The sequence below is a fragment of the Amorphus suaedae genome, from assembly GCF_053629675.1.
In genome coordinates, this window is sequence record NZ_JBRJIT010000001.1 from 2771016 (window position 1) to 2796765 (window position 25750).

24 protein-coding genes are annotated in these 25750 nt (G+C 68.9%); 17 read left to right on the top strand and 7 right to left on the bottom strand.

The features are described from left to right. Nucleotides 1–25: 25 nt before the first annotated feature. Both AB7M35_RS12330 and AB7M35_RS12335 read left to right on the top strand, forming a co-directional pair. The gene (locus tag AB7M35_RS12330) at nt 26–997 is read left to right on the top strand and encodes a catechol 2,3-dioxygenase (RefSeq protein WP_453960162.1); all 972 of its coding nucleotides are present in this window, start codon (nt 26–28) and stop codon (nt 995–997) included. Nucleotides 998–1049: 52 nt separating this feature from the next. Further along, a complete protein-coding gene (locus tag AB7M35_RS12335) occupies nt 1050–1928 on the top strand; it encodes a DUF1932 domain-containing protein (RefSeq protein ID WP_453960164.1) in 879 nt (292 codons plus the stop codon). Nucleotides 1929–1960: 32 nt separating this feature from the next. Here AB7M35_RS12335 and AB7M35_RS12340 read toward each other — a convergent pair whose 3' ends face one another. The 4 genes from AB7M35_RS12340 to AB7M35_RS12355 form a co-directional block, all read right to left on the bottom strand. Continuing rightward, entirely contained in the window at nt 1961–3112 is a 1152-nt protein-coding gene (locus AB7M35_RS12340; protein ID WP_453960166.1) for a calcium:proton antiporter, read from the bottom strand. A gap of 140 nt (nt 3113–3252) precedes the next feature. After that, entirely contained in the window at nt 3253–4557 is a 1305-nt protein-coding gene (locus tag AB7M35_RS12345) for a TRAP transporter large permease (RefSeq protein ID WP_453960167.1), read from the bottom strand. Further along, the gene (locus tag AB7M35_RS12350) at nt 4554–5102 is read right to left on the bottom strand and encodes a TRAP transporter small permease (protein ID WP_453960169.1); all 549 of its coding nucleotides are present in this window, start codon (nt 5100–5102) and stop codon (nt 4554–4556) included. The genes AB7M35_RS12345 and AB7M35_RS12350 overlap by 4 nt, the downstream gene beginning before the upstream one ends. 16 nt (nt 5103–5118) lie before the next feature. Then, nucleotides 5119–6162: a TRAP transporter substrate-binding protein gene (locus AB7M35_RS12355; RefSeq protein WP_453960171.1), complete on the bottom strand. Its 1044-nt coding sequence runs from the start codon at nt 6160–6162 to the stop codon at nt 5119–5121. A 427-nt stretch (nt 6163–6589) separates the two neighbouring features. Here AB7M35_RS12355 and gtdA point away from each other — a divergent pair, with 427 nt between their 5' ends. From gtdA to AB7M35_RS12370, 3 genes are all read left to right on the top strand, one after another. Then, complete coding sequence (gene gtdA, locus AB7M35_RS12360) at nt 6590–7639, top strand: gentisate 1,2-dioxygenase (RefSeq protein ID WP_453960173.1); 1050 nt, start codon at nt 6590–6592, stop codon at nt 7637–7639. 97 nt (nt 7640–7736) lie between these two features. Beyond that, entirely contained in the window at nt 7737–8594 is an 858-nt protein-coding gene (locus AB7M35_RS12365) for a fumarylacetoacetate hydrolase family protein (RefSeq protein WP_453960175.1), read from the top strand. Further along, entirely contained in the window at nt 8591–9130 is a 540-nt protein-coding gene (locus AB7M35_RS12370; protein WP_453960177.1) for a MarR family winged helix-turn-helix transcriptional regulator, read from the top strand. Before AB7M35_RS12365 ends, AB7M35_RS12370 begins: the two co-directional genes overlap by 4 nt. On the opposite strand, the gene AB7M35_RS12375 is transcribed toward AB7M35_RS12370, so the two are convergent. Continuing rightward, a complete protein-coding gene (locus tag AB7M35_RS12375) occupies nt 9075–9518 on the bottom strand; it encodes a MarR family winged helix-turn-helix transcriptional regulator (RefSeq protein ID WP_453960178.1) in 444 nt (147 codons plus the stop codon). The two genes, AB7M35_RS12370 and AB7M35_RS12375, sit on opposite strands and share 56 nt — an antisense overlap. A 193-nt stretch (nt 9519–9711) precedes the next feature. On the opposite strand from AB7M35_RS12375, the gene hmgA reads away from it, so the two are divergent. The 7 genes from hmgA (at nt 9712) to AB7M35_RS12410 (ending at nt 16633) form a co-directional block, all read left to right on the top strand. After that, a complete protein-coding gene (hmgA, locus tag AB7M35_RS12380) occupies nt 9712–11028 on the top strand; it encodes a homogentisate 1,2-dioxygenase (RefSeq protein ID WP_453960180.1) in 1317 nt (438 codons plus the stop codon). Next, nucleotides 11025–12038 (top strand): fumarylacetoacetate hydrolase family protein, encoded by a 1014-nt coding sequence (locus tag AB7M35_RS12385; RefSeq protein ID WP_453960181.1) that lies wholly within the window; start codon nt 11025–11027, stop codon nt 12036–12038. Before hmgA ends, AB7M35_RS12385 begins: the two co-directional genes overlap by 4 nt. Continuing rightward, nucleotides 12031–12561 carry a hypothetical protein gene (locus AB7M35_RS12390; protein WP_453960182.1) on the top strand — a complete coding sequence of 177 codons (531 nt, stop codon included), beginning with the start codon at nt 12031–12033 and terminating at the stop codon, nt 12559–12561. Before AB7M35_RS12385 ends, AB7M35_RS12390 begins: the two co-directional genes overlap by 8 nt. A 159-nt stretch (nt 12562–12720) precedes the next feature. Beyond that, nucleotides 12721–13317: a carboxymuconolactone decarboxylase family protein gene (locus AB7M35_RS12395; RefSeq protein ID WP_453960183.1), complete on the top strand. Its 597-nt coding sequence runs from the start codon at nt 12721–12723 to the stop codon at nt 13315–13317. 88 nt (nt 13318–13405) lie between these two features. Continuing rightward, a complete protein-coding gene (locus AB7M35_RS12400) occupies nt 13406–14356 on the top strand; it encodes an MBL fold metallo-hydrolase (protein ID WP_453960185.1) in 951 nt (316 codons plus the stop codon). A 98-nt stretch (nt 14357–14454) separates the two neighbouring features. Beyond that, complete coding sequence (locus tag AB7M35_RS12405) at nt 14455–14838, top strand: YbaN family protein (RefSeq protein WP_453960187.1); 384 nt, start codon at nt 14455–14457, stop codon at nt 14836–14838. A gap of 142 nt (nt 14839–14980) precedes the next feature. After that, the gene (locus AB7M35_RS12410; protein WP_453960188.1) at nt 14981–16633 is read left to right on the top strand and encodes an FAD-dependent oxidoreductase; all 1653 of its coding nucleotides are present in this window, start codon (nt 14981–14983) and stop codon (nt 16631–16633) included. 21 nt (nt 16634–16654) lie between these two features. Here the strand turns inward: AB7M35_RS12410 and AB7M35_RS12415 are convergent, their stop codons facing one another. Then, nucleotides 16655–17818 (bottom strand): acetate/propionate family kinase, encoded by a 1164-nt coding sequence (locus AB7M35_RS12415; protein WP_453960189.1) that lies wholly within the window; start codon nt 17816–17818, stop codon nt 16655–16657. Nucleotides 17819–17945: 127 nt separating this feature from the next. Beyond that, complete coding sequence (locus AB7M35_RS12420) at nt 17946–18719, bottom strand: IclR family transcriptional regulator (RefSeq protein WP_453960191.1); 774 nt, start codon at nt 18717–18719, stop codon at nt 17946–17948. 231 nt (nt 18720–18950) lie between these two features. On the opposite strand from AB7M35_RS12420, the gene AB7M35_RS12425 reads away from it, so the two are divergent. The 5 genes from AB7M35_RS12425 (at nt 18951) to AB7M35_RS12445 (ending at nt 25740) form a co-directional block, all read left to right on the top strand. Continuing rightward, a complete protein-coding gene (locus tag AB7M35_RS12425; protein ID WP_453960192.1) occupies nt 18951–20552 on the top strand; it encodes a GMC family oxidoreductase in 1602 nt (533 codons plus the stop codon). 44 nt (nt 20553–20596) lie between these two features. Continuing rightward, nucleotides 20597–22366 carry a sulfoacetaldehyde acetyltransferase gene (xsc, locus tag AB7M35_RS12430; protein ID WP_453960194.1) on the top strand — a complete coding sequence of 590 codons (1770 nt, stop codon included), beginning with the start codon at nt 20597–20599 and terminating at the stop codon, nt 22364–22366. Between the two features lie 290 nt (nt 22367–22656). Further along, nucleotides 22657–23220 carry a TRAP transporter small permease subunit gene (locus tag AB7M35_RS12435; RefSeq protein ID WP_453960195.1) on the top strand — a complete coding sequence of 188 codons (564 nt, stop codon included), beginning with the start codon at nt 22657–22659 and terminating at the stop codon, nt 23218–23220. Next, nucleotides 23217–24533, top strand: coding sequence for a TRAP transporter large permease (locus tag AB7M35_RS12440; RefSeq protein WP_453960196.1), 1317 nt, complete (start codon nt 23217–23219; stop codon nt 24531–24533). Before AB7M35_RS12435 ends, AB7M35_RS12440 begins: the two co-directional genes overlap by 4 nt. 91 nt (nt 24534–24624) lie before the next feature. Further along, nucleotides 24625–25740 carry a TRAP transporter substrate-binding protein gene (locus AB7M35_RS12445; RefSeq protein ID WP_453960198.1) on the top strand — a complete coding sequence of 372 codons (1116 nt, stop codon included), beginning with the start codon at nt 24625–24627 and terminating at the stop codon, nt 25738–25740. Nucleotides 25741–25750: the final 10 nt, after the last annotated feature.

Here is a 25750-nt window from a genome sequence, read left to right on the forward strand (position 1 = left end):
ACACGACCGCACGAGGAGACCGCCCATGGCCGACAGCGAACCCTGTTTCGACGTCGCGCATCTCGGCCATGTCGAGGTGTTCACCGACCGGCCGGAGGAGAGCCTCGACTTCTTCGTCAACGTCTACGGCCTGACCGAGAGCGGCCGCGAGGGAGACTCGGTCTACCTGCGCGCCTGGGACGACTACGAGTTCCACACCCTGAAGCTGACCGCCGCGGCGACCACCGGCATGGGCCACGTCGCCTACCGCGCGACCTCCGAGGCGGCGCTCGCCCGCCGCGTCGCCGCGATCGAGGCGATGGGCTGCGGCATCGGCTGGACCGACGGCGACCTCGGCCACGGCCGCGCCTACCGCTTCCGCAGCCCGGACGGGCACGTCTTCGAGCTCTACTACGACACCCGCCGATACGTGGCGCCCGAGGCCGAACGCCCGGCGCTGAAGAACATCGCCCAGCGCTATCACGGGCGCGGCGTGGCGGTGCGCCGGCTCGACCACCTCAACCTGCTCGCCACCGACGTCTCGAAGATCCGCGACTTCATGGTGGCCGCACTCGGCAGCCGGGTCACCGAGCAGATCCAGCTCGACAACGGCCGCCTCGGCGGCTGCTGGTTCACGGTGAACAACAAGAGCTACGACGTCGCCTTCACCGAGGACCATTCCGGCGCCTCCGGCCGCTTCCACCACATCACCTACGCCGTGGACCAGCGCGAGGACGTGCTGCGCGCCGCCGACATCTTCCTGGAGAACGGCGTGTTCATCGAGACCGGGCCGCACAAGCACGCGATCCAGGGGACGTTCTTTCTCTACGTCTACGAGCCCGCCGGAAACCGGGTCGAGGTGGCCAACGCCGGGGCGCGGCTGATCCTGGCGCCTGACTGGCAGACGGTGACCTGGACCGAGGCGGAGCGCCGCAAGGGCCAGGCCTGGGGCCTGAAGACCATCGAGAGCTTCCACACCCACGGCACCCCGCCGGTGGGCGAGACGATCATCGAGTAGCGCAACGACGCGGCGCCGCCACCGCGAACGCCGCCCCGACGGATCCCTCATCATGAAGATCGCCTTCATCGGTTTCGGCGAAGCGGCCCGGGCCTTCCGCGACAGCCTGGCGGCGACGGACCCGGCGCTCGGCTTTTCCGCCTACGACATCCTGTTCGACAGCCAGGGCATGGACGGGCCAACGGCGGAGGCCGCGCGCGCCGCCGGCGTCGCCGCACTCGGCAGCCCGTCGGAAGCGATCGCCCACGCCGACTGGATCGTCTCCGCCGTCACCGCCAGCTCCAGCCTGGCGGCCGGGCAGTCGGTGGGGCCGGCGATCCGGCCCGGGCAGGTGTTCATCGACATCAACTCGGTGTCGCCGGGCCGCAAGCAGGAGACCGCCGCGCCGATGACGGCGAAGGGCGCGGCCTACGTGGACATGGCGGTGATGGCGCCGGTGCATCCGCGCGGCCACCGCACCCCTGTGCTGGTGGCGGGCGCGCTGCCGGACGGGTTCCTGGATCGACTCGCGGCGCTCGCCTTCGACCTGGAGGTGGTCGGCGAGACGCTCGGCGCCGCCACGGCAATCAAGATGGTGCGCAGCCAGTTCGTGAAGGGGCTGGAGGCGATCACCGTGGAAACGCTGCTGGCCGCCTCGGCCTCGGGCTGCCTCGACTACACGATGAAGTCGCTGGCGGCGTCGTATCCCGGCCTCGACCTGCCGGCGCTGGCGCCCTACCAGTTCGAGCGCACGCTGAAGCACGGCATCCGGCGGTCGGAGGAGATGCGCGAAAGCGCCGCGACGGTCGCCGAGCTGGGGCTGCACGGGGCGCTCGGCGACGCCATCGCCGACGTGCAGCAGAAGATGGGGAGCCTGCCCCACGACCGGCTACCCGGCGACGATCTCGCCGAGGCGCTCAGGCAGCTGGTGGCGCTCCGCCGGGGGGCCTGAGGCTCCTAGCGGCTAGGCGTTTCCCGCAGCCGTTACGGGTCGAAGATCAGAACCATGTAGGCGACGAACACCACCAGGTGCGCCATGCCCTGGAGCATGGTGGTGCGCGACGCGCCGAAGGTGACGATGCTCATCAGCAGCGTCAGCACCAGCATCACCGTTTCGGTGGAGTCGAGGCCGAGCACCACCGGGTCGCCGGTGACGAGCCCGATGACCACGACGGCCGGGACCGTGAGGCTGATGGTGGCGAGCGCCGAGCCCAGGCAGATGTTGACGGAGCGCTGAAGGTGGTTGTTGCCGGCCGCTTCCAGCGCCGCCAGACCCTCCGGCGCCAGCACCAGGATGGCGACCAGCACGCCGCCGAGCGCCGCCGGCGCGCCGAGCTGCCCGGTGCCGTAGTCGACCAGGACGGCGAGCTTCTTGGAGAGCAGCACGATCGGCACGAGGGTGAGGAACAGCATCACCGCGTGGAAGGGGACGTTGACCGGGTTGTGGCCGGAATGGCCGCCCAGGTCCTCGACGTCGCCGTGCGCGTCGAGCGCCGGACCGCTCGACCGCGGCTGCACGAAGAAGCTCTGGTGCCGCATCGTCTGGATGGCGATGAAGGTGCCGTAGAGGACCACCGTGAGGCCGCCGAAGAAGATCGCCTGGAAGGTGGTGAGCGTCGGCGTGTCGGTGGAATGGGTGAAGTTCGGCAGGATCAGCGACAGGGTGGCGAGCGGCAGCAGGACGCCGATGTAGGCGCGGGCGCCCTGGAAGTTGAACTCCTGCTCGCGGTGGCGCAGGCCGCCGATGAGCAGCGCCAGGCCGATCATCAGGTTGAGCACGATCATGATGACGGCGAGCATGGTGTCGCGGGCGAGCTCCGGCGTCTCGCTGCCGGTCAGCATGATCGCCGAGATGAGCGCCACCTCGATGGTGATGACCGCGACCGTCAGGATCAGCGTGCCGTAGGGCTCGCCCAGGAGTTCGGCGAGGCAGTCGGCGTGGCGGACGACGCCGAAGGCGGCCCACAGCATCGCGGCGAACAGCCAGATGAAGAGCACCGCGGTGATGACCGGGTTGGAGAGATCGGCCAGCCAGGCCTTGCCGTAGAGGGTGAAGACGACCGTCGTCAGAAGCCCGGCGAAGAAGGGGCCTTCCTTCCGCGCCAGGCCGAGCACTCCCGTTTGTCCGCCACCCATTCCGCCGCTCATTCCATTTCCCCGCACCGATCCGAATGCCGCACCGCACACCCAGCGGGGTGCCCGATCTGACCGGCAATTTCAAGGTGCACGCAGCGCGCCGGGGCGCCGGCGGTTCGGACGCCGGCGCGAAGCGCCGCTCAGAAGCCGAACAGGCGCGGCAGGTAGAGCGCGATTGTCGGGAACGCGATCAGGATCGCGACGCGGACGATGTCGGCGGTGATGAAGGGCAGGATGCCGCGGATGACGGTGCTGATCGCGAGGCCCGGCGTGACCGCCTGGATGACGAACAGGTTCATGCCGATGGGCGGCGTGATCAGCCCGATCTCGGCCACCGTCACCACCAGGATGCCGAACCAGATGCCGTCGAAGCCGATGCCGGTGGCGAGCTGGTAGAGCGGCACCACCGTGAGCAGCACCATCGACAGGCTGTCCATGAAGCAGCCGAGCACCAGGTAGAAGACGATGATCAGCAGCAGGATGCCGAGCGGCGGCAGGCCCGAGGCCTGGATCGCGTCGGTGAGCACCGAGGTCAGGTGGCTGAGCTCGATGAAGTAGTTGAACAGCGACGCGCCGATCAGGATGAGGAAGATCATGCCGGTCATGCCGGCGGTCTCGGCGAGGCCCTTCACCAGGATGTTCGCGGTGAGCTTGCCGCGCAGGATGGTGATCAGCAGCGCCCCGCCGGCGCCCACCGCGGCGGCCTCGGTGGGCGAGAAGATGCGGCCGTAGATGCCGCCGATGACCAGCGCGATGAGCAGCGCGGCGTCCCAGATCCGCCCCATCGCCACCAGCTTCTGGCGGAACGAGTAACGCGGTCCCGCCGGCCCGAGCTCGGGCTTGCGCAGCACCTGGACGAGCACGGCGGCCATGTAGAGGGCGGTGGCGAGGAGACCGGGAAGCAGGGCGGCGGCGAACAGTGCGCCGATCGATTCACCCGTCAGGATGGCGTAGAGGATCAGGATGATCGACGGCGGGATGAGCACGCCCAGAGTGCCACCGGCGGCGACCGAGGCGGAGGCGAGGCTGTCGGAGTAGTTGCGGGCGCGCATCTCCGGCATCGCCACCCGGCCAATGGTGGCGGCGGTGGCCAGCGACGAGCCGCAGATGGCGCCGAAGCCGGCCGAGGCGCCGATGGTCGCCATGGCGATGCCGCCGCGCCAGTGGCCGATCAGCGCCTGCACGCCGGCATAGAGGTTGGCCGACAGCCCCGAATAGGTGGCGAACACCCCCATGAAGATGAACAGCGGCACGACTTCCATGCCGTCGTTGGAGATCGCCTCGTACGGCAGGTTCGACAGCACATAGGTGGCGCTGGACCAGCCGCCGAGCCAGATCGAGCCGACCGTGCCGACCAGCGCCATGGCGAGCGCGATGGGCACGCGCAGCGCGATCAGCGCCACGACGACGGCAAAGCCGACGGGACCGGCGAGATCAGGGCTCAAAGGGGCTTCTCCGCAGGACCGGACACGATCGTCTCGGCGGCGCGGGCAAGCGCCGCGAGCGCGCCGAGCGCCAGACCGAGAAGGAAGATGCCCCAGTAGTAGATGACGGGGATCTGCAGGTTGGGGGTGGTGTCGCCGTAGGCGTAGTGGAGCATCGCCCCCTGCCAGGTCAGCCAGACCAGGAAGCCGAGCAGGATGGCCGAGACGATCGACACGACCACGTCGAGAACGATCCGCGCGCCGCGCGGAAAGCGGTCGGCCAGGAGGTCGACCGTGATGTGCGAGCCGAGGACAAAGCCGTAGGGGATGGACAGCGAGGCCGCCGCCACCAGGCACAGCTTGGTGATGTCGGCGGTGTCCATGAACGCCCCGCCGACCAGCTGCCGCCACAGGATGTCGGCGCAGGTCAGCAGGATCGCCACGAGGAGCGTGGAGATGCCCGCCAGAGCGAGCCAGAACGTCAGGCGGCCGAGGCCGCGGGCGGGCGCAAAGCGCATCCCGCCCGTCTGCTGCATTCCGGGATCGATCTCTCCGAGTTCACTCACGCTCGCCCGCCGCCCGTCAGGAGTTGGAGTATTTCTGCACGAGCGCGAGCGCGTTCTCGTAGAGCTCGTGCGGGTTCTCCACGCCTTCCTTCTTCAGGCTGTCGAGGTAGGAGTCGATCATCGGCTTCAGCTCGTCGCGCCACTGGTCGCGGGTCGCGTCGTCGATGACGATGATCTCCTGGCCACGATCGACGGCGTCCTTCTTGCCGGCGGCGTCCCACTTGTCCCACCACGGGCCCATCTGCGACTGCCAGGCTTCGCCGGTGGTCTCGTCGATGATCTTCCGGGCGTTCTCCGGGAGCTCCTGGTACGACTTCGGGTTCATCACGATGTAGAACGCGGCGGCATAGACGCGCGCGTCGGTGTGATACTTCAGAACCTCGTTGAGCTTGATCGCGCCGACCAGATCCCAGGTGGTGGCCACGCCGTCGAGCGCGCCCTTCTGCAGCGCCTCGTAGATCTGCGACGGCGGCATGCCGATGGCGCTCGCGCCCTCGAACTCCAGCATCGCGTTGACGGCCGGTCCGGGCGAGCGGATGCGCAGGCCCTTGAGGTCGGAGAGCTGCTTGATCGGCCGGTCGACGGTGTGGAACAGCGCGCCGTGATGGGTCATCAGGCCCAGCACCTTGAAGCCGTCATACTCGCCGCCGAGCTGGCCGGTGTTGTAGAGCTCCCACAGCGCGCGGCTGCCGGCGCCGGCCTTCTCCACCACGAACGGCAGCTCGATGACCGAGGTGTGCGGGAAGCGGCCGCGCGGAATGCCCGCCAGACCGAACGCGATGTCGGTCACGCCGGCGCGCACCTGGTCGGCCTGGCGATCGGCCCGGCCCAGCGCGCTGGAGACGTTGTGGATCTCGAAATCCACCTGGCCGTTCGACTTCTCGCGCAGCTGCTCGGCCCACGGGCGGAGCATGTCGACCTCGACCCCGTGGGTCGGCGGCAGGTAGTGGGTGATGTCGAGCTTGATGGTCTCGGCGCGCAGGATCGCCGGCATCGCCAGCGTTCCGACGGCGGCGACCGATCCGGCCAGAAACGTTCTGCGATTGGCCCTGAAAGTCATGAGGCGGTTCCTCCCGAACTGGGTTCACACGTCGGCCGCAGGACGGGCGCGACGGGCACGTTCACGGTCTTCTTGACAGTCTTCCGGGGCCCGACCCAAGCCGGCCGCCCCGCCACGTCGTAACCAAGTCATCTCGTCGCGCCGGAACCCGCGGGACCCGGCGAGCGCAGGCGACGCTTGCGCAGCGACGCCGATTTGGCAAGTCCAGAAACGGCCGGACCGGCTTCATACACCAATCCCGCGATCGGGCGATACGCGCGCGACGTCCAGTTTGTCGCACCGTTGCCTGAGATCGATTTACTTAGTATACCTAACTAAATCAACCGCGCTTTCGGACCCGCGACACGGCGTGCCGCGCCGGATCCGCCAGGCGGTCGGGACAATGACGGGTTCGCCTTCCGGCAACCCCGCTTGTGGAGGAAACACGATGACCGAGACCATCGACGGCGCCACCCGCGCCAAGCGCCAGGAGTTCTACGACCGGCTGGCGCCGAACAACCTCGCCCCGCTGTGGGAAGTGCTGAAGGGGCTGATGCCGCCGGAGCCGACCTCCAAGGCGGTGCCCCACCAGTGGCGCTACGAAGAGGTGCGGCCGCTGCTGATGGAATCCGGCGGGCTGCTGACGGCGGAAGAGGCCGAGCGCCGCGTGCTGGTGCTCGAGAACCCGGCCTTCACCGGCGAGAGCCGCGCCACCGCCACCATCTATGCCGGGCTGCAGCTGATCATGCCGGGCGAGACGGCGCCGGCGCATCGCCACACCCCGTCGGCGCTGCGCTTCATGCTGGAGGGCGAAGGCGCCTTCACCGCCGTGGGCGGCGAGCGCACCACCATGCGCGCCGGCGACTTCGTCATCACGCCGAGCTGGGCCTACCACGACCACGGCAACGAGGGCTCCGGCCCGTGCGCCTGGCTCGACGGCCTGGACATCCCGATGGTGCGCTTCTTCGAGACCGTGTTCTCGGAAGGCTACAACGACAAGAGCCAGAGCCTGACCCGGCCCGAGGGCGACGCGCTGGCCCGCTTCGGCAGCCGCATGCTGCCGCTCGACGACTCCGGCCGCCGCTACGGCCAGACCACGCCGATCTTCAACTATCCCTACGAGCGCACCCGCGAGGCGCTGGTGACGGCGGCGAAGGGCGAGGCCCCGGATCCGCACCTGGCGACGACGCTGCGCTACGCCAACCCGGTCGACGGCGGCTGGACGATGCCGACCATGTCGGCGTGGATGACCCACGTGCAGAAGGGCTTCGAGACCACCCGCATGCGCTCCACCGACGGCATCGTCATGTGCGTGGCCGAAGGCCGCGGCCAGGTGACGACCGGCGGCAAGACGTTCACCTACGGCCCGCGCGACGTCGTCGTGCTGCCGGCGTGGGCGTGGCGCTCGTTCAAGGCGGAAGAGGATTCCTTCCTGTTCTGCCTGTCCGACCGGGTCGCCCAGGAGAAGCTCGGCCTGTTCCGCGAACAGCGCGGCTGACACGACGCCCAAGCGGACAGCCCTGCCCGGCCGGCCCATGGCGGCCGGGCGAGCGGTCCTGCCTCACGAAAATCCAACAAAATTCAGGGAGACATGCATGCGCTTTTGCCGGTTCGACGACAACCGCCTCGGCCTCGTGGAGGGCGACACCGTCCGTGACGTGACGGCCGCCGCCGATGCCCTGCCGCCGGTCCGCTGGCCGCTGCCCCACGGCGACCTGTTCATGGCCCACTTCGGCGAGATGCGCGCGGCCATGGAGCGGCTCGCCCCGGACGCGCCGGCGAAGAAGCTGAGCGAGGTGAAGCTGCTGAGCCCGATCGCCAATCCGGGCAAGATCGTCGCCGCGCCGGTGAACTACCAGCTCCACCTCGACGAATCCCGCGTCGACACCCAGATCAACTTCGGCTCCAGCGTGAAGACCATCGCCGAGTGCGGCGTGTTCCTGAAGGCGACCAGCTCGCTCGTCGGCCCCGGCGAGGGCGTCGTCGCCGACTGGTCGGACCGCCGCATCGACCACGAGATCGAGCTGGCGGTGGTGATCGGCAAACAGGGTTTCCGGATCTCCGAGGAGGACGCCCTGTCTTATGTAACCGGCTACACGATGGGCTTCGACATGACGATCCGCGGCACCGAGGACCGCAGCTACCGCAAGTCCCTCGACACCTTCACGGTGCTGGGCCCGTGGGTGGTGACGGCCGACGAGCTGCCGGACCCGAGCGCCCTCGACTTCGAGCTGAAGGTCAACGGCGAGACGCGGCAGAAGTCGAACACGCAGCACCTCGTCTTCGACGTGAAGCGCCTGATCGCCGTCGCCTCGAAGGCCTACACGCTCTATCCGGGCGACGTCATCCTGACCGGCACGCCGGAAGGCGTCGCGCCGGTCGTGCCGGGCGACGTGATGCAGGCCTGGATGCAGGGCATCGGCGAGACGACGATCGCGGTGCGGGGCGCTTGAGCGACGGCGACGCCCCCTCCGCCGGCGGCGAGCCGGTGCTGACGCCCCTTGAGGGGATCGTCGGCTACCGGCTGCGCCGGCTGCAGGCCCGCTGGATCACCCACTGGGGCCACTGGTTCCGGGCGCTCGGTGTGTCCACCACGCCGGTGCAGGGCGGCATCCTGCTGCTCATCCGCGCCAACCCCGGCATCAGCCAGGTGGCGCTCGCCCGGCTGCTGCAGGTGGAAGCGCCGACGCTGATGCAGGCGCTGACGCCGCTGATGCGGGCGGGTCTGGTCGCCCGCGTCCGCTCGCCCCGGGACGGCCGCGCCTTCGAGCTGCGGCTGTCGGAGGCCGGGGCGTCGGTCGCCGACCTCATCGAGGCCGACATGCTGCGGCAGGAGGAAGACCTTCTGGCCGGCCTCACGGCCGCCGAACGCAAGACCTTCCTGGCGCTGCTCGACAAGGCGCTTTCCAGCGCCGACGCGGCGACCGCCGCCCTCAGCGCAGAAGCTTGCCCACCAGCCGGCGAAACGTCTCCGCTTCCTCGGGCGTGAGCTTCTCCAGGAAGCGCTCTTCGAAGGCGAGCGCCAGCGGGGCGATTTCGGAAAACAGCGCCCGCCCCTTCTCCGTCAGCGACAGCGCCACCAGCCGGCGGTCCTCCGGCACGTCCTTGCGGATCAGCCCGGCCGCCTCCAGCCGCGCCGCCGCCCGGCTGACCTTCGCCTTGTCCATCTCCACCCGCCGGTAGATCTCGCGCACGGAGACGTGCTCGTACTGGGAGAGATGCGCCAGCACCCGCCATTCCGGGATCGAGATGGAGAAGCGCCGGCCGTAGTCCGCGCCGAGCTCGACCGACAGCCGCGTGCCCAGCACGTTGACCAGGTAGGGCAGGAAATCGTCGAGGTGGAAGGCTGCCTCGGCGTCGGGACGCGGTTCCGTCATTCGGTTGACAACCGTTTCAGATGATATGATCTTGCGTGCCAATCTGGCCCGTCCGGGCCGTCGAGGCAATGGCGCGGCGCGGCGCCGCCGGCCGCAATCGAGCGCGCCCGCCCGATCCGACCGGGCCGGGCCCCGCCCGACGGGCCCGGGGCCTGACAGAAACGCAGCTGAATTTCGCGACAGGGAGAACGCCATGGGCATCGCCTACATGCCGGGCTTCGGCAACGACTTCGAGACCGAATCGCTACCGGGCGCGCTGCCCCAGGGGCAGAACTCGCCCCAGCGCTGCCCCTACGGCCTCTATGCCGAGCAGCTGTCGGGCTCGCCGTTCACCGCGCCGCGCGGCACCAACGAGCGCTCGTGGCTCTACCGCATCCGCCCGTCGGTCCGCCACACCAGCAGCTTCACGCCGTTCGAGGCGCCGAACTGGAAGAGCGCCCCCAACCTCGACGACAGCACGCTGCCGATCGGCCAGTTCCGCTGGGATCCGACGCCGATGCCGAACGAGGCGACGACCTTCGTCCACGGCATGCGCACCATGACGACGGCCGGCGACGTCCACACCCATGTGGGCATGGCGGCGCACGTCTACGCCTTCAACGAGGCGATGGAGGACGACTACTTCTTCAACGCCGACGGCGAGATGCTGTTCGTGCCGCAGGACGGCACGCTGGACCTGTTCACCGAGCTCGGCCGCATGGAGGTCGCCCCGGGCGAGATCGCCATCGTCCCGCGCGGCATGATGTTCAAGGTGGGTCTCGCGGGCGGGCCGGTGCGCGGCTACGTCTGCGAGAACTACGGCGCCAAGTTCACGCTGCCCGACCGCGGCCCGATCGGCGCCAACTGCCTCGCCAATCCGCGCGACTTCCGCACGCCGGTGGCCGCCTACGAGGACAAGGAAGTGCCGTGCCGCGTCCACGTGAAGTGGGGCGGGCGCTTCTACGAGACCGAGATCGACCATTCGCCGCTCGACGTCGTCGCCTGGCACGGCAACTACACGCCCTACAAGTACGACCTGTCGACCTTCTCGCCGGTGGGCGCGATCCTGTTCGACCATCCCGATCCGTCGATCTTCACGGTGCTGACCGCGCCGTCGGGCGAGCCGGGCACGGCGAACATCGACTTCGTGATCTTCCCGCCGCGCTGGATGGTGGCCGAGCATTCGTTCCGGCCGCCCTGGTACCACCGCAACATCATGTCGGAGTTCATGGGCCTCATCAAAGGCCAGTACGACGCCAAGGAAGAGGGCTTCGTGCCCGGCGGCATGAGCCTGCACAACATGATGCTGCCGCACGGCCCCGACGCGTTCGGCTTCGAGAAGGCGTCCACCGCCGAGCTTCGGCCGACCAAGCTCGAAGAGACCATGGCCTTCATGTTCGAAACTCGATACCCCCAGCACCTGACGCGCTACGCTTCGGAAACGAAGACCCTGCAGGAGAATTACCACGACTGCTGGGACGGCCTTAAGAAGCGCTTTGATGGAACGCCCGAAGGGAACTGGGATCGATGAAACTCGCAACCTTGAAGTCCGGCGGCCGCGACGGCCGCCTCGTCGTCGTGTCGCGCGACCTGACGCAGATGACCGACGCGGGCGAGATCGCCCCCACCCTGCAGGCCGCCCTTGACGACTGGACCCGCTGCGGGCCGAAGCTCGCCGCGCTCGCCGAGAGCCTCGAGCACGGCTCGGTGCCGGCCGAGCGCTTCCACGAGCACGACGCCATGAGCCCGCTGCCCCGCGCCTACCAGTGGGCCGACGGCTCGGCCTACGTGAACCACGTGGAGCTGGTGCGGAAGGCGCGCGGCGCGGAGATGCCGGCGACCTTCTGGACCGACCCGCTGATGTACCAGGGCGGCTCGGACGCCTTCCTCGGCCCGCGCGATCCGATCCGGCTCGCCGACGAGGCGTGGGGCATCGACATGGAGGGCGAGGTCGCGGTGATCGTCGACGACGTGCCGATGGGCGCGTCGCGCGAGGTGGCCGCCGAACGCATCCGCCTGGTCATGCTGGTCAACGACGTGTCGCTGCGCGGGCTGATCCCGGCCGAGCTCGGCAAGGGCTTCGGCTTCTTCCAGTCGAAGCCGTCGTCGGCCTTTTCGCCGGTGGCCGTCACCCCCGACGAGCTGGGCGACAAGTGGGACGGCGGCAAGGTGCACCTGCCGCTCTGCGTCGACTACAACGGCAAGCCGTTCGGCCGCGCCAATGCCGGCATCGACATGACCTTCGACTTCCCGACGCTGGTCGCCCACGCCGCCAAGACGCGCCCGCTCGGCGCCGGCGCGATCATCGGGTCGGGCACCGTCTCCAACAAGCTCGACGGCGGCCCCGGCAAGCCGGTCGACCAAGGCGGCGTCGGCTATTCGTGCCTGGCGGAGATCCGCACCGTCGAGACCATCGACACCGGCGAGGCGAAGACGCCGTTCATGAGCTTCGGCGATACCGTGCGCATCGAGATGATGGACGACAAGCACCACTCGATCTTCGGCGCCATCGAGCAGACGGTCGAGAAATACGATGGCTAGGCTTGCGGGCCTGGCCCTGGCCGGATTGCTGATCGCCGGACCGGCGTTCGCGGCGGACGCGACCGCGCCCGTCGTCGAGGTGATGAAGCTGACCCAGTCGAACTGGGCGGACGACGGCTCGGACTTCCAGCCGCTGTTCTCCGACGAACGGCTGGCGCAGCTCTACAGCCGGGACTTCCGGGCGCTGTTCGCCGAGGCCAGCAAGAGCGCGTTCGCCAGCGAGGCGGGCACGCCCTTCGACTACGACGTGATCGTGAATGCCCAGGACGGCTGTCCGCTGAAGGACATCGCGATCGCGGCCGAGCCGGGCGCCGGACCGCCGAGCGTCGTCGTCGCGCGCTACAGGTTCCTGACCTGCTTCGGCAGCGAGCCCGAATACCAGGCGGTCTCCGAGACGCGCTTCGACGTCGTCGAGGAGAACGGCCGCGTGGTGATCGACGACATCCACACCGCCGACGGCGATGGCGCGTTCGGATCCCTGAAGGACGAGATGAAGGCGATCGCGGCCGAAACCGGCAACTGACCGGAGCGACGCGTCGACCGCGCGCCCGGCCCCACCGGGAGCGCACGCCAGACAAAGGGGCCGCCGGATCAACCGGCGGCCGGAGCCGCAGAGCGCTTCCCGCCCGTCGCAATCGCCGGCCGGCGAACTGGCGCAGGCTCGAAACCCGGGAGGACGACAATGCCCCACGTGACGCCGCTTGACCGCGAGACCCTGCCGCAGTTCGCCGAACTGTTCGAACGCTACGACCGCATCCGCGGCTTCCTGCCGAACTCGATCCTGACCATGAGCCGGCGGCCGAAGATCGCCGAGGCCTTCATGCTGCTGAACCAGGCGATCCTCTACGAGGGCACCGTTCCGGAAGACCTCAAGATGATGGTCGCCTACATGTCGAGCTCGGCGGCCGGATGCCGCTACTGCCAGGGCCACATGGCGAACCTCTCCAGCGTCTACGGCGTCTCCGACGAGAAGATCGCGGCGATCTGGACGTTCGAGGAGAGCCCGCTGTTCACCGACGCGGAGAAGGCGGCGCTTCGGCTCGCGCTGCATGCCGGCGGCGTTCCCAACACCGCCGAGGCGGCGCACTTCGACGAGCTGAGGCGGCATTTCAACGACGACGAGATCGTCGAGATCGTCGCCTCGATTGCCCTGTTCGGCTATCTGAACCGCTGGAACGACACCATGGCGACCGAGATGGAAGCGGCCCCCGGCCGGCTGGCCGAGCGCGCCATCGGACCCGTCGGCTGGACCGCCGGCAAGCACGGCGCGACCGCCTGACCGACCCCTGACCGACGCCGCGCCCCGCGCGCGGCCTGCACCAACCGGCGCCGCTGCGGCGCCCGACCGAAACCAAGGGACTCGACCTATGGCAAAACAATTCGCCTCCACCGGCGACATGAGCGACAAGAAGATCTCCTTCGAGGAGGTCGGACCGGATCTCTACGCCTTCACCGCGGAGGGCGATCCGAACACCGGCGTCATCATCGGCGACGATTCCGTCATGATCTTCGACGCCCAGGCGACGCCGAGGCTGGCCAATCTGGTCATCGAGAAGGTGCGCTCGGTCACTGACAAGCCGATCCGCTACGTGACGCTCAGCCACTATCACGCCGTCCGCGTGCTCGGCGCCTCGGCCTACAACGCCGACGAGATCATCGCCTCCGACGTCTGCCGCTCGATGGTCTACGAGCGCGGCAAGGAGGACTGGGACTCCGAGTTCGGCCGCTTCCCGCGCCTGTTCCAGGGCCATGAGTCGATCCCCGGCCTGACCTGGCCGACGATGACCTTCGAGACCTCGATGAGCGTCTATCTCGGCAACCGCCGCGTCGACCTCATGCACCTCGGCCGCGGCCACACCGCCGGCGACATCGTCGCCTGGGTGCCGGACGCCGCCGTCATGTTCACCGGCGACCTCGTGGAATACAAATCCGCCTGCTACTGCGGCGACGGGCACTTCTCCGACTGGGGCGACACGCTGGACGCGGTGAAGTCGTTCGAGCCCACCGCCATCGCGCCGGGCCGCGGCGACGCACTGATGGGCGAGGCGAAGGTGGAAGAGGCGATCGAGCTCACCCGCGACTTCCTCGATTCCACCTACCGGCCGATCGCCAAGGTGGCGGCGCGCGGCGGCACGCTGAAGGAAGCCTGGGACGCCTGCCGCCAAGTCTGCGATCCGAAGTTTTCCGACTACGCGATCTACGAGCACTGCCTGCCGTTCAACGTGGCCCGCGCCTTCGACGAGGCCCGCGGCATCGACACCCCGCGCGTCTGGACCGCCGAGCGCGACAAGCAGATGTGGGAAGACCTGCAGGGCTGAGCCCACTCGACCGATGCCCCTCCGAGGGGAGCCGGCAACCGCCGGCCCCCTTCGGGCGTTGGCATGGGATATCTCCCGGCGGGAACAGGGGCGCGCACGTGCGGCTGGTCTATCTGATCCTTGGCTGGCTGTTCGTCGCGCTCGCCTTCGCGGGCGTGGTCCTGCCTGTGCTGCCCACCACCCCGTTCCTGATCGTCGCGGTTGGCTGCTTCGCCCGCTCCTCGCCCCGGCTGGAGGCGTGGCTGCTGTCGCACCGCCGCTTCGGGCCGGTGCTGCGGGACTGGCGCAGCCACGGCGCCATCCCCCTCCGCGCCAAGCTGTTCGCCTATTCCGGCATGGCGGCCGGCTACGCGTTCTTCTGGATGATGGTGCGGCCGGGCTGGCCGCTGGCCGCCGCCGTCGCCGCGCTGATGGCCGGCGGCGCCGCCTATGTGGCGACGCGTCCGCTGCCGCCCTCCCCGCCACCGCCGCCCGCGCCGTGACCGCCGGAGCCTGCCCGCGAACGCCGGCCGCGGCCGCCACCAGGAGTCTGTTTTCAGCCTCCCTGATATCCCCTATCGTCCGGGCGGCCGCGCGGACCCTTGCGCACGCCAGCCAGTTCCCATCGAGTGGAGACCTTGTTCCGTGCAGTTGAAATCGGACGTCGTCGTCATCGGAGCCGGACCCGTGGGCATGACCCTTGCGCTGGACCTGGCAGCGCGCGGCGTGCGTGTCGTGACGGTCGAGACCCGCCGCGCCGACGAGGCGCCGAGCGTGAAGTGCAACCACGTTTCGGCCCGCACGATGGAGATCTTTCGCCGGCTTGGCATCGCCGCCGACGTCCGCGAGGCGGGCCTGCCGGGCGACTATCCCCACGACGTGACCTACCGGACGACCACCACCGGGCGCGAGATCGCGCGGGTGCCGATCGCCTCGCGCAACGACCGCTTCACGCCGGCCGATACCGGCCCCGACGGATCCTGGCCGACGCCTGAGCCGCCGCACCGGATCAACCAGATCTTCCTGGAGCCGATCCTCGCCCGCCACGTGGCGCGCTCGGAGCGGATCACCGCGTTCCACCGTCACGAGGCGACCGGCTTCGAGACCGACGGCGACGGCGTCCGCGTCTCCATCCGCGACCTCGACAGCGGCGAGGTCCGCACCATCGAGGCGCAGTATCTCGTCGGCTGCGACGGCGGGCGATCGCCGACCCGCAAGGCGATCGGCGCATCGCTGTCAGGCGACGCGGTCATCCAGCGCGTCCAGTCCACCTACATCCGCTGCCCCGACCTCATCGGCTGCATGACGGTGCCGCCGACCTGGGCGATGTTCTCCATGAACCCGACGCGCAGCGGCAACGTCTATTCCATCGACGGCCGCTCGACCTGGCTGGTGCACAACTACCTGCGCGACGACGAACCCGACTTCGACTCCGTCGACCGCGACGCCTGCATCCGCGCCATCCTCGGCATCCCCGACGACGTGTCCTACGAGATCCTCGCCAACGAGGACTGGTACGGGCGGCGTCTGGTGACCGACAAGATGCGCGAGGGCCGGGTGTTCATCTGTGGCGACGCCGCCCACCTCTGGGTGCCCTATGCCGGCTATGGAATGAACGCCGGCATCGCCGATGCCGCCAACCTCGCCTGGATGCTGGCCGGCCGCCTCAACGGCTGGGCGCCCGAGGCGATCCTCGACGCCCACCAGGCCGAGCGGCTGCCGATCACCGACCAGGTGAGCCGGTTCGCCATGGACCACTGCGCCTCGATGGCCAAGCAGCGCAGCGCCATCCCGGCCGAGATCGACGACGCCGGGCCGGACGCCGACGCCATCCGCGCCCGCTTCGGCGCAGAGGTCTACCGGCTGAACGTGCAGCAGTACTGCTGCGGCGGACTGAACTTCGGCTACTACTACGACGCCTCGCCGATCATCGCCTATGACGGCGAGATGGCCCCCGGCTACACCATGGAGACGTTCACTTCGTCGACCGTTCCGGGCTGCCGGGCGCCCCATCTGTGGCTCGCCGACGGGCGCTCGCTCTACGACGCCATGGGCCCGGACTTCGCGCTGCTGCGCTTCGATCCCGCCGTCGACGCCGGCCCGCTGGTCGACGCGGCCGCGGCCGTCGGCCTGCCGCTGACGGTGCTCGACGTGGACACCACCGATCCGCTGGCCGCGGCCTACACCACCGCGCTGACGCTAATGCGGCCCGACCAGCACGTCGCCTGGCGCGGTGATCACCTCCCGGCCGATCCGGCGGTCCTGGTCGACCGGGTGCGCGGCGCGGCGCACGCCTAGGCCGGCACCCGATCCGGAGGGTCAGGCGGTCGTCGGGCCGCCGGCGAGCCGGGCCGCGGCCTCGGCGATCACCTCTTCCTCGCTGGTGGGGATCACCAGCACAGGCGTCGGGCCGGCGGACATGTCGGTCGCGTTTCGGGCGTTGGCGTCGGCGTCGATCGCCAGGCCCAGGTAGCCCAGCCCGGCGACGATGTCGGCCCGGACGCGGCGCGAGTTCTCGCCGATGCCGCCGCAGAAGACCAGCGCGTCGAGCCCGCCGAGGACCGCCGTCAGCCCGCCGATCTCGCGCTGAGCGCGGGCGACGAAATAGGCGATCGCCGCTTCCGCCGCCGGTGTGCCCGCCGCCTCCACGTCGCGCATGTCGGCGCTCACGCCGGAGAGGCCGAGCAGGCCGCTCTCGCGGTAGAGCAGCCGCTCCAGCTCCTCCAGGCCCATCCCCTCGAACCGCATCAGGTGAAGGAGCGCGCCGGGATCGATCTGGCCGCAGCGGGTGCCCATCGCCAGGCCGTCGAGGGTCGAGAACCCCATGGTGGTGGCCCGGCTCTCGCCGCCGGCCACCGCGCACATGGAGGCGCCGTTGCCGAGGTGGGCGACGATCACCCGGCCGGCGTGAAGCTCCGGGTGCATCGCCTTCAGCCGGCGCGAGACGCTGGTGTAGCTGAGGCCGTGGAAGCCGTAGCGGCGCAGGCCCTCGTCGTAGAAGCGCGCCGGCAGGGCGAACGCCGACTGGACCCACGGCATCGTCTGGTGGAAGCCGGTGTCGAAGCAGCCGACCTGGACCACCGAGGGCGCGGCCGCCCGCGCGGCGCGCACGCAGGCCAGGTTGATGGGCACGTGCAGCGGCGCCAGCGGTTCCAGCCGCGCGAGCTCGGCCATCGTCGCATCGTCGAGCACCCTCGGCTCGGTGAGCGCGCTGCCGCCGTGGACGATGCGGTGGCCGACCGCCGTGAGCGGCTGGTCCGCCCAGACGGGTGCCAGCGCCGCGATGAGGCGCGCGAGCGCCTCGTCGTGATCGGCGGCCTCGACGACCGACGCCCTCTCGCCGTGCAGCCGGTCGACGGTCTTCATCGCCGCCGCGCCGCCGATCCGGGACACGGTGCCCGAGGCGACCTCGGCCAGGGCTTCGGACGGATCGAAGACGGCGACCTTCAGGCTCGACGAGCCCGCGTTGACGGTCAGGATCATGGCTCCCCCGGAGTGTGCGGCCCGGCTTCCGCGCGCAGGCGCGCATGCCGGGCTCTGGTCGTTGGCTGATCTGTGTCGTGGATGCCCGCGCGCCGGGCGCCCGGTCCGGTTGCGGCCCGGTCCCGCCTCAGTCGAAGGAAAGCCGCGACAGCTCGAGCGCGGCGGCGTCGAGATGCGGCAGGAAGGCCTTCGCCCGCGGGATGTCGAAGCGCTGGGTCGGCGCGTGGAAGGACAGCGTGGCGAACAGGCGCCCGTTGGTGTCGCGGATCGGCACCGCCAGCGCGATCATGCCCTCCATGAACTCCTCGTCGTCGACGGCGTAGCCGAAGGCGCGGGTCTTCAGGAGCTCCTCGCGAAGCTTCGCCGGATCGGTCAGGCTGCGCGGGGTGCGCTGCTCCAGCGTGGCGGCGGCGAGATAGCGGTCGAGGTGCCGGGTGGGCAGCGAGCTCAGGTACATCTTGCCGGACGACGTGCAGTAGAACGGCACCCGCGTGCCGACCGGAAGCTGGATGCGCAGGGGCCAGTCGGTCTCCACCCGTTCCAGGTAGATCATCGAGTCGCGCTCGGGCAGCGAGATGTTGCAGGTCTCGCCGATGCCGGTGGCGAGCCGGGTCAGGATCGCCAGCCGCGCCGTGCGCAGGCGGAGCGACGACAGGATGCCCCCCGACATCTCGCGCGCCCGCCGGCCCGGCGCATAGCTCCGCCCGTCGATGTCGCGCTGCAGGAAGCCCTCCTCCTCCAGCGTGGCGAACAGCCGGTGGATGGTCGGCTTGGGCAAGCCGAGCGCCAGGTTGACCTGGGTCGGCGTGATCGGAACGCCCGCGGCCGCGACCGCCTCCATCACCAGAAGCAGACGCAGATTCGTCGGAATCGTGTCCTTGCCCTCGTCGAGAGCCTCCATGCACCACCGCCCAAAACCGAGAAAGATCCATCCGAAACGAGACGACCTTAGAAGAAGCCGGAATCCGCATCAATTCGATCGTGGATTGCACGCCGCCGGGGCAATCCCGGACGGCCCGACCGCACCACATCACATTTTTTATAATTTTGATACTTGAAGTCTCATTATCATGAGTTGATTGTGGGCACACACCGGCTAACAGGTGATCCAGGGACGGGACGTGGGGACGGCATGGAGCAGCTGAGGGCTGATTACGTCATTGTCGGCGCTGGATCGGCCGGCTGCGTGATCGCCAACCGTCTGAGCGCCGACCCGTCGGTGCGGGTGATCCTGATCGAGGCCGGCGGCCGCGACAGCAACCCGTGGATCCACGTGCCGGTCGGCTACTTCAAGACGATGCACAACCCCTCGGTCGACTGGTGCTACCGGACCGAGCCCGACCCCGGCCTCAACGGGCGCAGCCTGGAATGGCCGCGCGGCAAGGTGCTCGGCGGCTCCTCCTCCCTCAACGGCCTGCTCTACGTGCGCGGCCAGCCCCAGGACTACGACCGCTGGCGCCAGATGGGGCTGGAGGGCTGGGCGTGGTCGGACGTGCTGCCGCTGTTCAAGCGCTCGGAGAACCAGGAGCGCGGCGGCGACGACTTTCACGGCACCGACGGGCCGCTCGCGGTGTCGAACATGCGGCTGGTGCGGCCGATCTGCGACGCCTGGATCGCGGCGGCGGAATCCCTCGGCTATCCCTTCAACCCCGACTACAACGGCGCCACCCAGGAGGGCGTCGGCTACTTCCAGCTCACCGCCCGCAACGGCCGGCGCTGCTCGGCCGCCGTGGCGTTCCTGCGGCCGGTGCTGAACCGCCCGAACCTGCAGGTGGTGACCCGCGCCCACGTCTGCCGCGTCGTCGTGGAGGACGGCTGGGCCACCGGCGTCGAGTTCAAGGACCCCGACGGCACCACCCGGCTGGCCGTCGCCGAGGGCGAGGTGATCCTGTCTGCCGGCGCCATCGGCTCGCCGCAGATCCTGATGCTGTCGGGGATCGGCGAGGCGGCGCACCTGGCCGAGCACGGCATCGCGCCGGTCGCCGACCTGCCGGGCGTCGGACGGAACCTGCAGGACCACCTGCAGGCGCGGCTCGTCTACAAGTGCAACGAGCCGACCCTCAACGACGAGGTGCGCAGCCTCGTCGGGCGCGCCCGCATCGCCGTGGAATACGCGCTCTTCCGCACCGGCCCGATGACCATGGCGGCCAGCCTCGCCACCGCGTTCCTGCGCACCGACGCGCGGCTGGAGACGCCGGACATCCAGTTCCACGTCCAGCCCTGGTCCGCCGACAGCCCCGGCGAGGGCGTGCACCCGTTCTCCGCGTTCACGATGTCGGTGTGCCAGCTCCGGCCGGAGAGCCGCGGCGAGATCCGCCTGCGCTCGGCCGATCCCGCAGCGCACCCGGTGATCCGCCCGAACTATCTGGCCACCGAGACCGACCGGCAGACGGTGGTCGCCGGCATCAAGATCGCGCGCCGCATCGCCGCCGCCTCGCCGCTTGCCGAAAAGATCGCCTCGGAATATCGCCCCACGCCGGACGTCGTCGACGACGCGGGCCTGCTGGACTGGGCCCGCAACACCGCCACGACGATCTATCACCCGACCGGGACCTGCAAGATGGGCACCGGCACCGACGCGGTGGTGGATGCCCGGCTCCGCGTGCGCGGGGTGCGGGGATTGCGGGTCGCGGACTGTTCTATCATGCCGGAGATCGTGTCCGGCAACACCAACGCGCCGGCCATCATGATCGGCGAAAAAGCGAGTGACCTGATCGTCGCTGACCGGGGATAGCCTCCGGAACGACGGGTTCGGGACGACCAATTGGGAGACGCGCCATGCGCATGACGACCGAAGAAGCCTTCGTGAAGGTGCTCCAGATGCACGGCATCGAGCACGCCTTCGGGATCATCGGATCGGCAATGATGCCGATCTCGGACCTGTTCGGCCGGGCCGGCATCCACTTCTGGGACTGCGCGCACGAGGGCTCCGGCGGCATGATGGCCGACGGCTACAGCCGCGCCACCGGCCGGATGTCGATGATGATCGCCCAGAACGGGCCGGGCATCACCAACTTCGTGACGGCGGTGAAGACCGCCTACTGGAACCACACGCCGCTGCTGCTGGTGACGCCCCAGGCGGCCAACAAGACCATGGGCCAGGGCGGCTTCCAGGAAGTCGAGCAGATGAAGCTGTTCGAGGACATGGTCGCCTACCAGGAAGAGGTGCGCGACCCGTCGCGGATCGCGGAAGTGCTCAACCGGGTGATCCTGGAGGCGAAGCGCGCCACCGGGCCGGCGCAGATCAACGTGCCGCGCGACTTCTGGACCCAGGTGATCGACATCACCCTGCCGCAGATCGTCGAGTTCGAGCGGCCGGCGGGCGGCGAGGCCGCGCTGGCGGAGGCGGCGAAGCTGCTGGCCGCGGCGAAGTTCCCGGTGATCCTGAACGGCGCCGGCGTGGTGCTCGCGGACGCCATCGGCGACACCGTGGCGCTGGCCGAGCGGCTCTCCGCGCCGGTCTGCGTCGGCTACCAGCACAACGACGCCTTCCCGGGCTCGCACCCGCTGTTCGCCGGCCCGCTCGGCTACAACGGCTCGAAGGCGGGCATGGAGCTGATCTCCGGGGCCGACGTGGTGCTGGCGCTCGGCACCCGGCTGAACCCCTTCTCCACGCTGCCGGGCTACGGCATCGACTACTGGCCGAAGAACGCCAAGGTGATCCAGGTCGACATCAAGCCGGAGCGCATCGGGCTGACCAAGGCGGTGAGCGTCGGCATCGTTGGCGACGCCGGCAAGGTGGCGCGGCGGCTGCTGGAGCTGCTGCCGGAGGCCGACGCCGCCGCCGGCCGCGAGCGCCGCGACCTGATCGCCACCAAGAAGTCCGCCTGGGCCCAGCAGCTGAGCTCGATGGACCACGAGGAAGACGATCCGGGCACCACCTGGAACGAGCGCGCCCGCGCCGCCAAGCCCGACTGGATGAGCCCCCGGATGGCGTGGCGGGCGATCCAGGCGGCGCTGCCGCGCGAGGCGATCATCTCCTCCGACATCGGCAACAACTGCGCCATCGGCAACGCCTATCCGTCGTTCGAGGCGGGCCGGAAGTACCTCGCGCCGGGCCTGTTCGGCCCCTGCGGCTACGGCCTGCCGGCCATCGTCGGCGCCAAGATCGGTTGCCCGGACACGCCCGTGGTGGGCTTTGCCGGCGACGGCGCGTTCGGCATCGCGGTGACCGAGCTGACCGCCATCGGCCGCAAGGAATGGCCGGCCATCACCATGGTCGTGTTCCGCAACTACCAGTGGGGCGCGGAGAAGCGGAACTCGACGCTGTGGTTCGACGACAACTTCGTCGGCACCGAGCTCGACGAGCAGGTGAGCTACGCCGGCATCGCGCGCGCCTGCGGGCTGGAGGGCGTCGCCGCGAAGACGATGGACGAGCTCACCGCCGCCCTCGACAAGGCCATCCGCGACCAGATGGAAAACGGCCGAACCACGCTGATCGAGGCGTTCATCAACCAGGAACTCGGCGAGCCCTTCCGGCGCGACGCCATGAAGAAGCCCGTGCCGGTCGCCGGCGTCGATGCGAGCGACATGCGCCGGCCCGCCTGAGGGCCGTCAGCCTTGCATCGCAGCAGGGGAGATGCTGCGGAAAACGGACGTGGCCGGCGCCGGCCACGTCCAATCGAAGATTGAACCGCCTGCAAGGATGATGTCTTATTGAGGCTAACAGTCTCATTTTCACTGGGGAGGGAAGATGAGAGTTGCGTCGTTCCAGTGTGAAACGTGACCCGGCCGACCGCCGCCACGGGCCGTCGCGCGCCTCGCCGCGCTGACCGCCGTTCGACATTGCAGGGCCTCCAGCCGCCTCCTCCAACGAACGCCAAAGAAGGGAGGACGCGATGACAATGAGTCCGGAGGCCGAAGAACGGCTCCGCCGCCTCACGCGGATACTGGATCTTCCGGGAATGCTGGTGGGAAAGGCGGCCGCCTGGCTGATCGTTCCGATGATCGGCGCGCTGGTCTACGAGGTGATCGCCCGGTTCGGCTTCAACAGCCCGACGATGTGGGCCTACGACGCCACCTTCATGTTCTACGGCGCCCTGTTCATGCTGGGGGCGGCCTACACCCTCGGGCTCGACTCCCACGTGCGGGCCGACTTCCTGTTCAACATCATGTCGCCGCGCCTGCAGGGGCTGATCGACTTCCTGTTCACGCTCTGCCTGTTCTTTCCGGCGATGTACTTCTTCACCGTCGCCACCTTCGACTACGCGCTGGTGTCCTGGTACCGGGGCGAGCGCATCCCCACCAGCCCGATGATGCCCATCATCTACCCGCTGAAGACGGTGATGCCGATCACCGGCGCGCTGCTTCTGATCCAGGGCGTGTCGGAGCTTCTGAAGAGCTACTTCAGCATCGTCACCAACCGCCGCTTCCGCACTCCGACTGAGGAGGCAGGCGCATGACCGACGCTGCTCTCGGACTCGTCTCCCTCGGCCTCATCTTCGTCGGCATCCTGACCGGCTACCCGATGGCCTTCACCTTCATCTTCATCTCGCTGGTTTTCGGCTGGCTGGGCATCGGCGACCGCGTCATCACGCTGATGCAGTACCAGTTCTTCGCGCTGATGCGGGACACCACGCTGGCCGCCATCCCGCTGTTCCTGTTCATGGGCTTCGTGCTGGAACAGTCCGGCCTGATGGAGCGCATGTTCAAGGCGCTGCGGCTGTTGCTCGGCCGCCTGCGCGGCTCGCTCTACCTGATCGTGCTGCTCGTCGCGACGGTGTTCGCGGCGGCGACCGGCATCGTCGGCGCCTCGGTGACGGTGCTGGGCGTCATGGCGGCGCCGATCATGATGTCGTCGAAGTACGACACCCGCCTGTCGGCCGGCGCCATCGCGGCCGGCGGAACGCTCGGCATCCTGATCCCGCCGAGCATCCTGCTCATCGTCATGGGCCCGGTGGTGGGCGTGCCGGTGTCGGACCTCTTCACCGCGGCGATCATCCCCGGCCTGATGCTGTCGGTCGTCTACATCGCCTACACGCTGATCCGCAGCTACTTCAATCCGGAGCTCGGCCCGCCTCTCACCCTGGAGGAGATCGCCGAAACCTCGACGGCGGAGAAGATGCGCGAGCTGCTGCTCGGCATCATTCCGGTCACGGTGGTCATCGCGTTCACGCTCGGCGTCATCATCGCCGGCATCGCGACGCCGACCGACGCGGCGGCGTGCGGGGCGCTGGCCTCGCTCGTCCTGGCGCTGCTCTACCGCCGAATGCCGTGGGCCTCGTTCAAGCGCTGCGTCTACAGCACCCTCGTGCTGTCGGCGATGATCATGTTCCTGCTCGGCTCGGCCAACTTCTTCGGCGCCGTGTTCTCGCGGCTGGGCAGCGCCAACCTGCTCACCGAGTTCCTGCTGAGCCTGCCGTTCTCGCCAACCGTCATGCTGGTGATCATCCTGGCGATCGTCTTCGTGCTCGGCTCGCCGCTCGAGTGGATCCCGATCGTCCTGGTCATCGTGCCCATCTTCCTGCCGACCATGGTGCAGATGGGATACGACCCGCTGTGGTTCTCCATCCTGATCGCGGTGACGCTGCAGACGTCGTGGCTGACGCCGCCGATGGCCCTGTCGGCCTACTTCCTCAAGGGCGTCGTCCCCCAATGGAAGATGGGGGACATCTATCTCGGCATGACCCAGTTCGTCGGCCTGCAGCTGCTCGTCGTGGCGCTGCTGGTCATCTTCCCCGAAATCGTCCTCTGGCTTCCGAACGCCCTCAAGTGACGCCAACGCCGATCCAGGGACAGAAAGGAGACTGCGCCGCACCCAGCCGTCGACTGACCAAGCAAAAGCACATCAAAGGGAGGAACTATCGATGACCATTTCCAGGTTGGCCTATGTGGCGGGCGGAGCGCTCGGGGCGCTGTGCCTGTACGCCGGCGCCGCCAGCGCCCAGAACGACACCTACGAGATGCGGATCCAGACCGCGATCCCGAACTCCAGCCTCTATTTCAAGCTGATCGAGGACTTCGCCGACCAGGTCGAGACGATGTCCGGCGGCCGGTTGGAAGTGGAAGTGCTGCCCGACGGCGCCGAGGTGAAGGCCTTCGAGATCCTCGATGCCGTCGACAGCTGCCTTGTCGAGGCCGGCTACGCCTGGCCGCACTACTGGTCCGGCAAGCACCCGGCGTACGTGCTGTTCTCCAACGTGCCGGCGAGCACCGGCATGGACCAGGAAACCCTGATGTCCTGGTACTACAGCGGCGAGGGCCAGAAGCTCTACACCAAGCTCACCCAGGAGATCATGGGCCTGAACGTGATGCCCTTCCTGATGCAGCCGATGGGGCCGGATCCGCTCGGATGGTTCTCCAAGCCGTTCAACAACATGGATGAGTTCCGGTCGATCAAGTACCGCTCGCCCCCGGGCATCGCCGGCCAGACCTACACGGCCATGGGCGTGCCCGCCGTCGCCATGCCGGGCGGCGAAATCGTGCCGGCCGCCCAGCGCGGCACCATCGACGCCGCCGAGTGGATCGGCCCGGCCGACGACCGCAATCTCGGCCTGAGCAAGATCTGGAAGTACTACTACCTGCAGGGCCTTCACCAGCAGACCGACGTCGGCGAGCTGATGATCTGCAAGAGCTTCTGGGACGACCTGCCGGAGGACCTGCGGGCGATCGTGGAGACCGCCATCATGGCCAACTCGGCCAAGACCCAGGCGATCAACCTCTATGAGAACTCCAAGGCCGTGAAGGAGTATGCCGACGAAGGCATCGAGATGCTCGACACGCCGGACGAGTACTACACGCTGTTCATCAAGGCGCAGAACGACGTGGTGAAGAAGTACATCGCCGACGACGACTTCTTCGCCGAGGTCTACAAGTCGCAGGCCGACTTCGCCGACCTCGTCCACCCCTATCACTCGCGCGTGCAGAAGCTGCAGAGCGAGGTGGTGAACGGTGCGCACGAGGTGAAGAAGGGCGCCAACTAGAGCGCGCCAA

Coding starts and splice junctions, on each gene's coding strand:
- AB7M35_RS12375 (WP_453960178.1), bottom strand. CDS start 9,518: ATGACGGAACCGCGTCCCGACGCCGAGGCAGCCTTCCACCTCGACGAT.
- AB7M35_RS12330 (WP_453960162.1), top strand. CDS start 26: ATGGCCGACAGCGAACCCTGTTTCGACGTCGCGCATCTCGGCCATGTC.
- AB7M35_RS12440 (WP_453960196.1), top strand. CDS start 23,217: ATGACCGACGCTGCTCTCGGACTCGTCTCCCTCGGCCTCATCTTCGTC.
- AB7M35_RS12400 (WP_453960185.1), top strand. CDS start 13,406: ATGGCAAAACAATTCGCCTCCACCGGCGACATGAGCGACAAGAAGATC.
- AB7M35_RS12340 (WP_453960166.1), bottom strand. CDS start 3,112: ATGGGTGGCGGACAAACGGGAGTGCTCGGCCTGGCGCGGAAGGAAGGC.
- xsc (WP_453960194.1), top strand. CDS start 20,597: ATGCGCATGACGACCGAAGAAGCCTTCGTGAAGGTGCTCCAGATGCAC.
- AB7M35_RS12435 (WP_453960195.1), top strand. CDS start 22,657: ATGACAATGAGTCCGGAGGCCGAAGAACGGCTCCGCCGCCTCACGCGG.
- AB7M35_RS12420 (WP_453960191.1), bottom strand. CDS start 18,719: ATGGAGGCTCTCGACGAGGGCAAGGACACGATTCCGACGAATCTGCGT.
- AB7M35_RS12365 (WP_453960175.1), top strand. CDS start 7,737: ATGCGCTTTTGCCGGTTCGACGACAACCGCCTCGGCCTCGTGGAGGGC.
- AB7M35_RS12425 (WP_453960192.1), top strand. CDS start 18,951: ATGGAGCAGCTGAGGGCTGATTACGTCATTGTCGGCGCTGGATCGGCC.
- AB7M35_RS12395 (WP_453960183.1), top strand. CDS start 12,721: ATGCCCCACGTGACGCCGCTTGACCGCGAGACCCTGCCGCAGTTCGCC.
- AB7M35_RS12390 (WP_453960182.1), top strand. CDS start 12,031: ATGGCTAGGCTTGCGGGCCTGGCCCTGGCCGGATTGCTGATCGCCGGA.
- AB7M35_RS12415 (WP_453960189.1), bottom strand. CDS start 17,818: ATGATCCTGACCGTCAACGCGGGCTCGTCGAGCCTGAAGGTCGCCGTC.
- hmgA (WP_453960180.1), top strand. CDS start 9,712: ATGGGCATCGCCTACATGCCGGGCTTCGGCAACGACTTCGAGACCGAA.
- AB7M35_RS12445 (WP_453960198.1), top strand. CDS start 24,625: ATGACCATTTCCAGGTTGGCCTATGTGGCGGGCGGAGCGCTCGGGGCG.
- AB7M35_RS12385 (WP_453960181.1), top strand. CDS start 11,025: ATGAAACTCGCAACCTTGAAGTCCGGCGGCCGCGACGGCCGCCTCGTC.
- AB7M35_RS12355 (WP_453960171.1), bottom strand. CDS start 6,162: ATGACTTTCAGGGCCAATCGCAGAACGTTTCTGGCCGGATCGGTCGCC.
- gtdA (WP_453960173.1), top strand. CDS start 6,590: ATGACCGAGACCATCGACGGCGCCACCCGCGCCAAGCGCCAGGAGTTC.
- AB7M35_RS12335 (WP_453960164.1), top strand. CDS start 1,050: ATGAAGATCGCCTTCATCGGTTTCGGCGAAGCGGCCCGGGCCTTCCGC.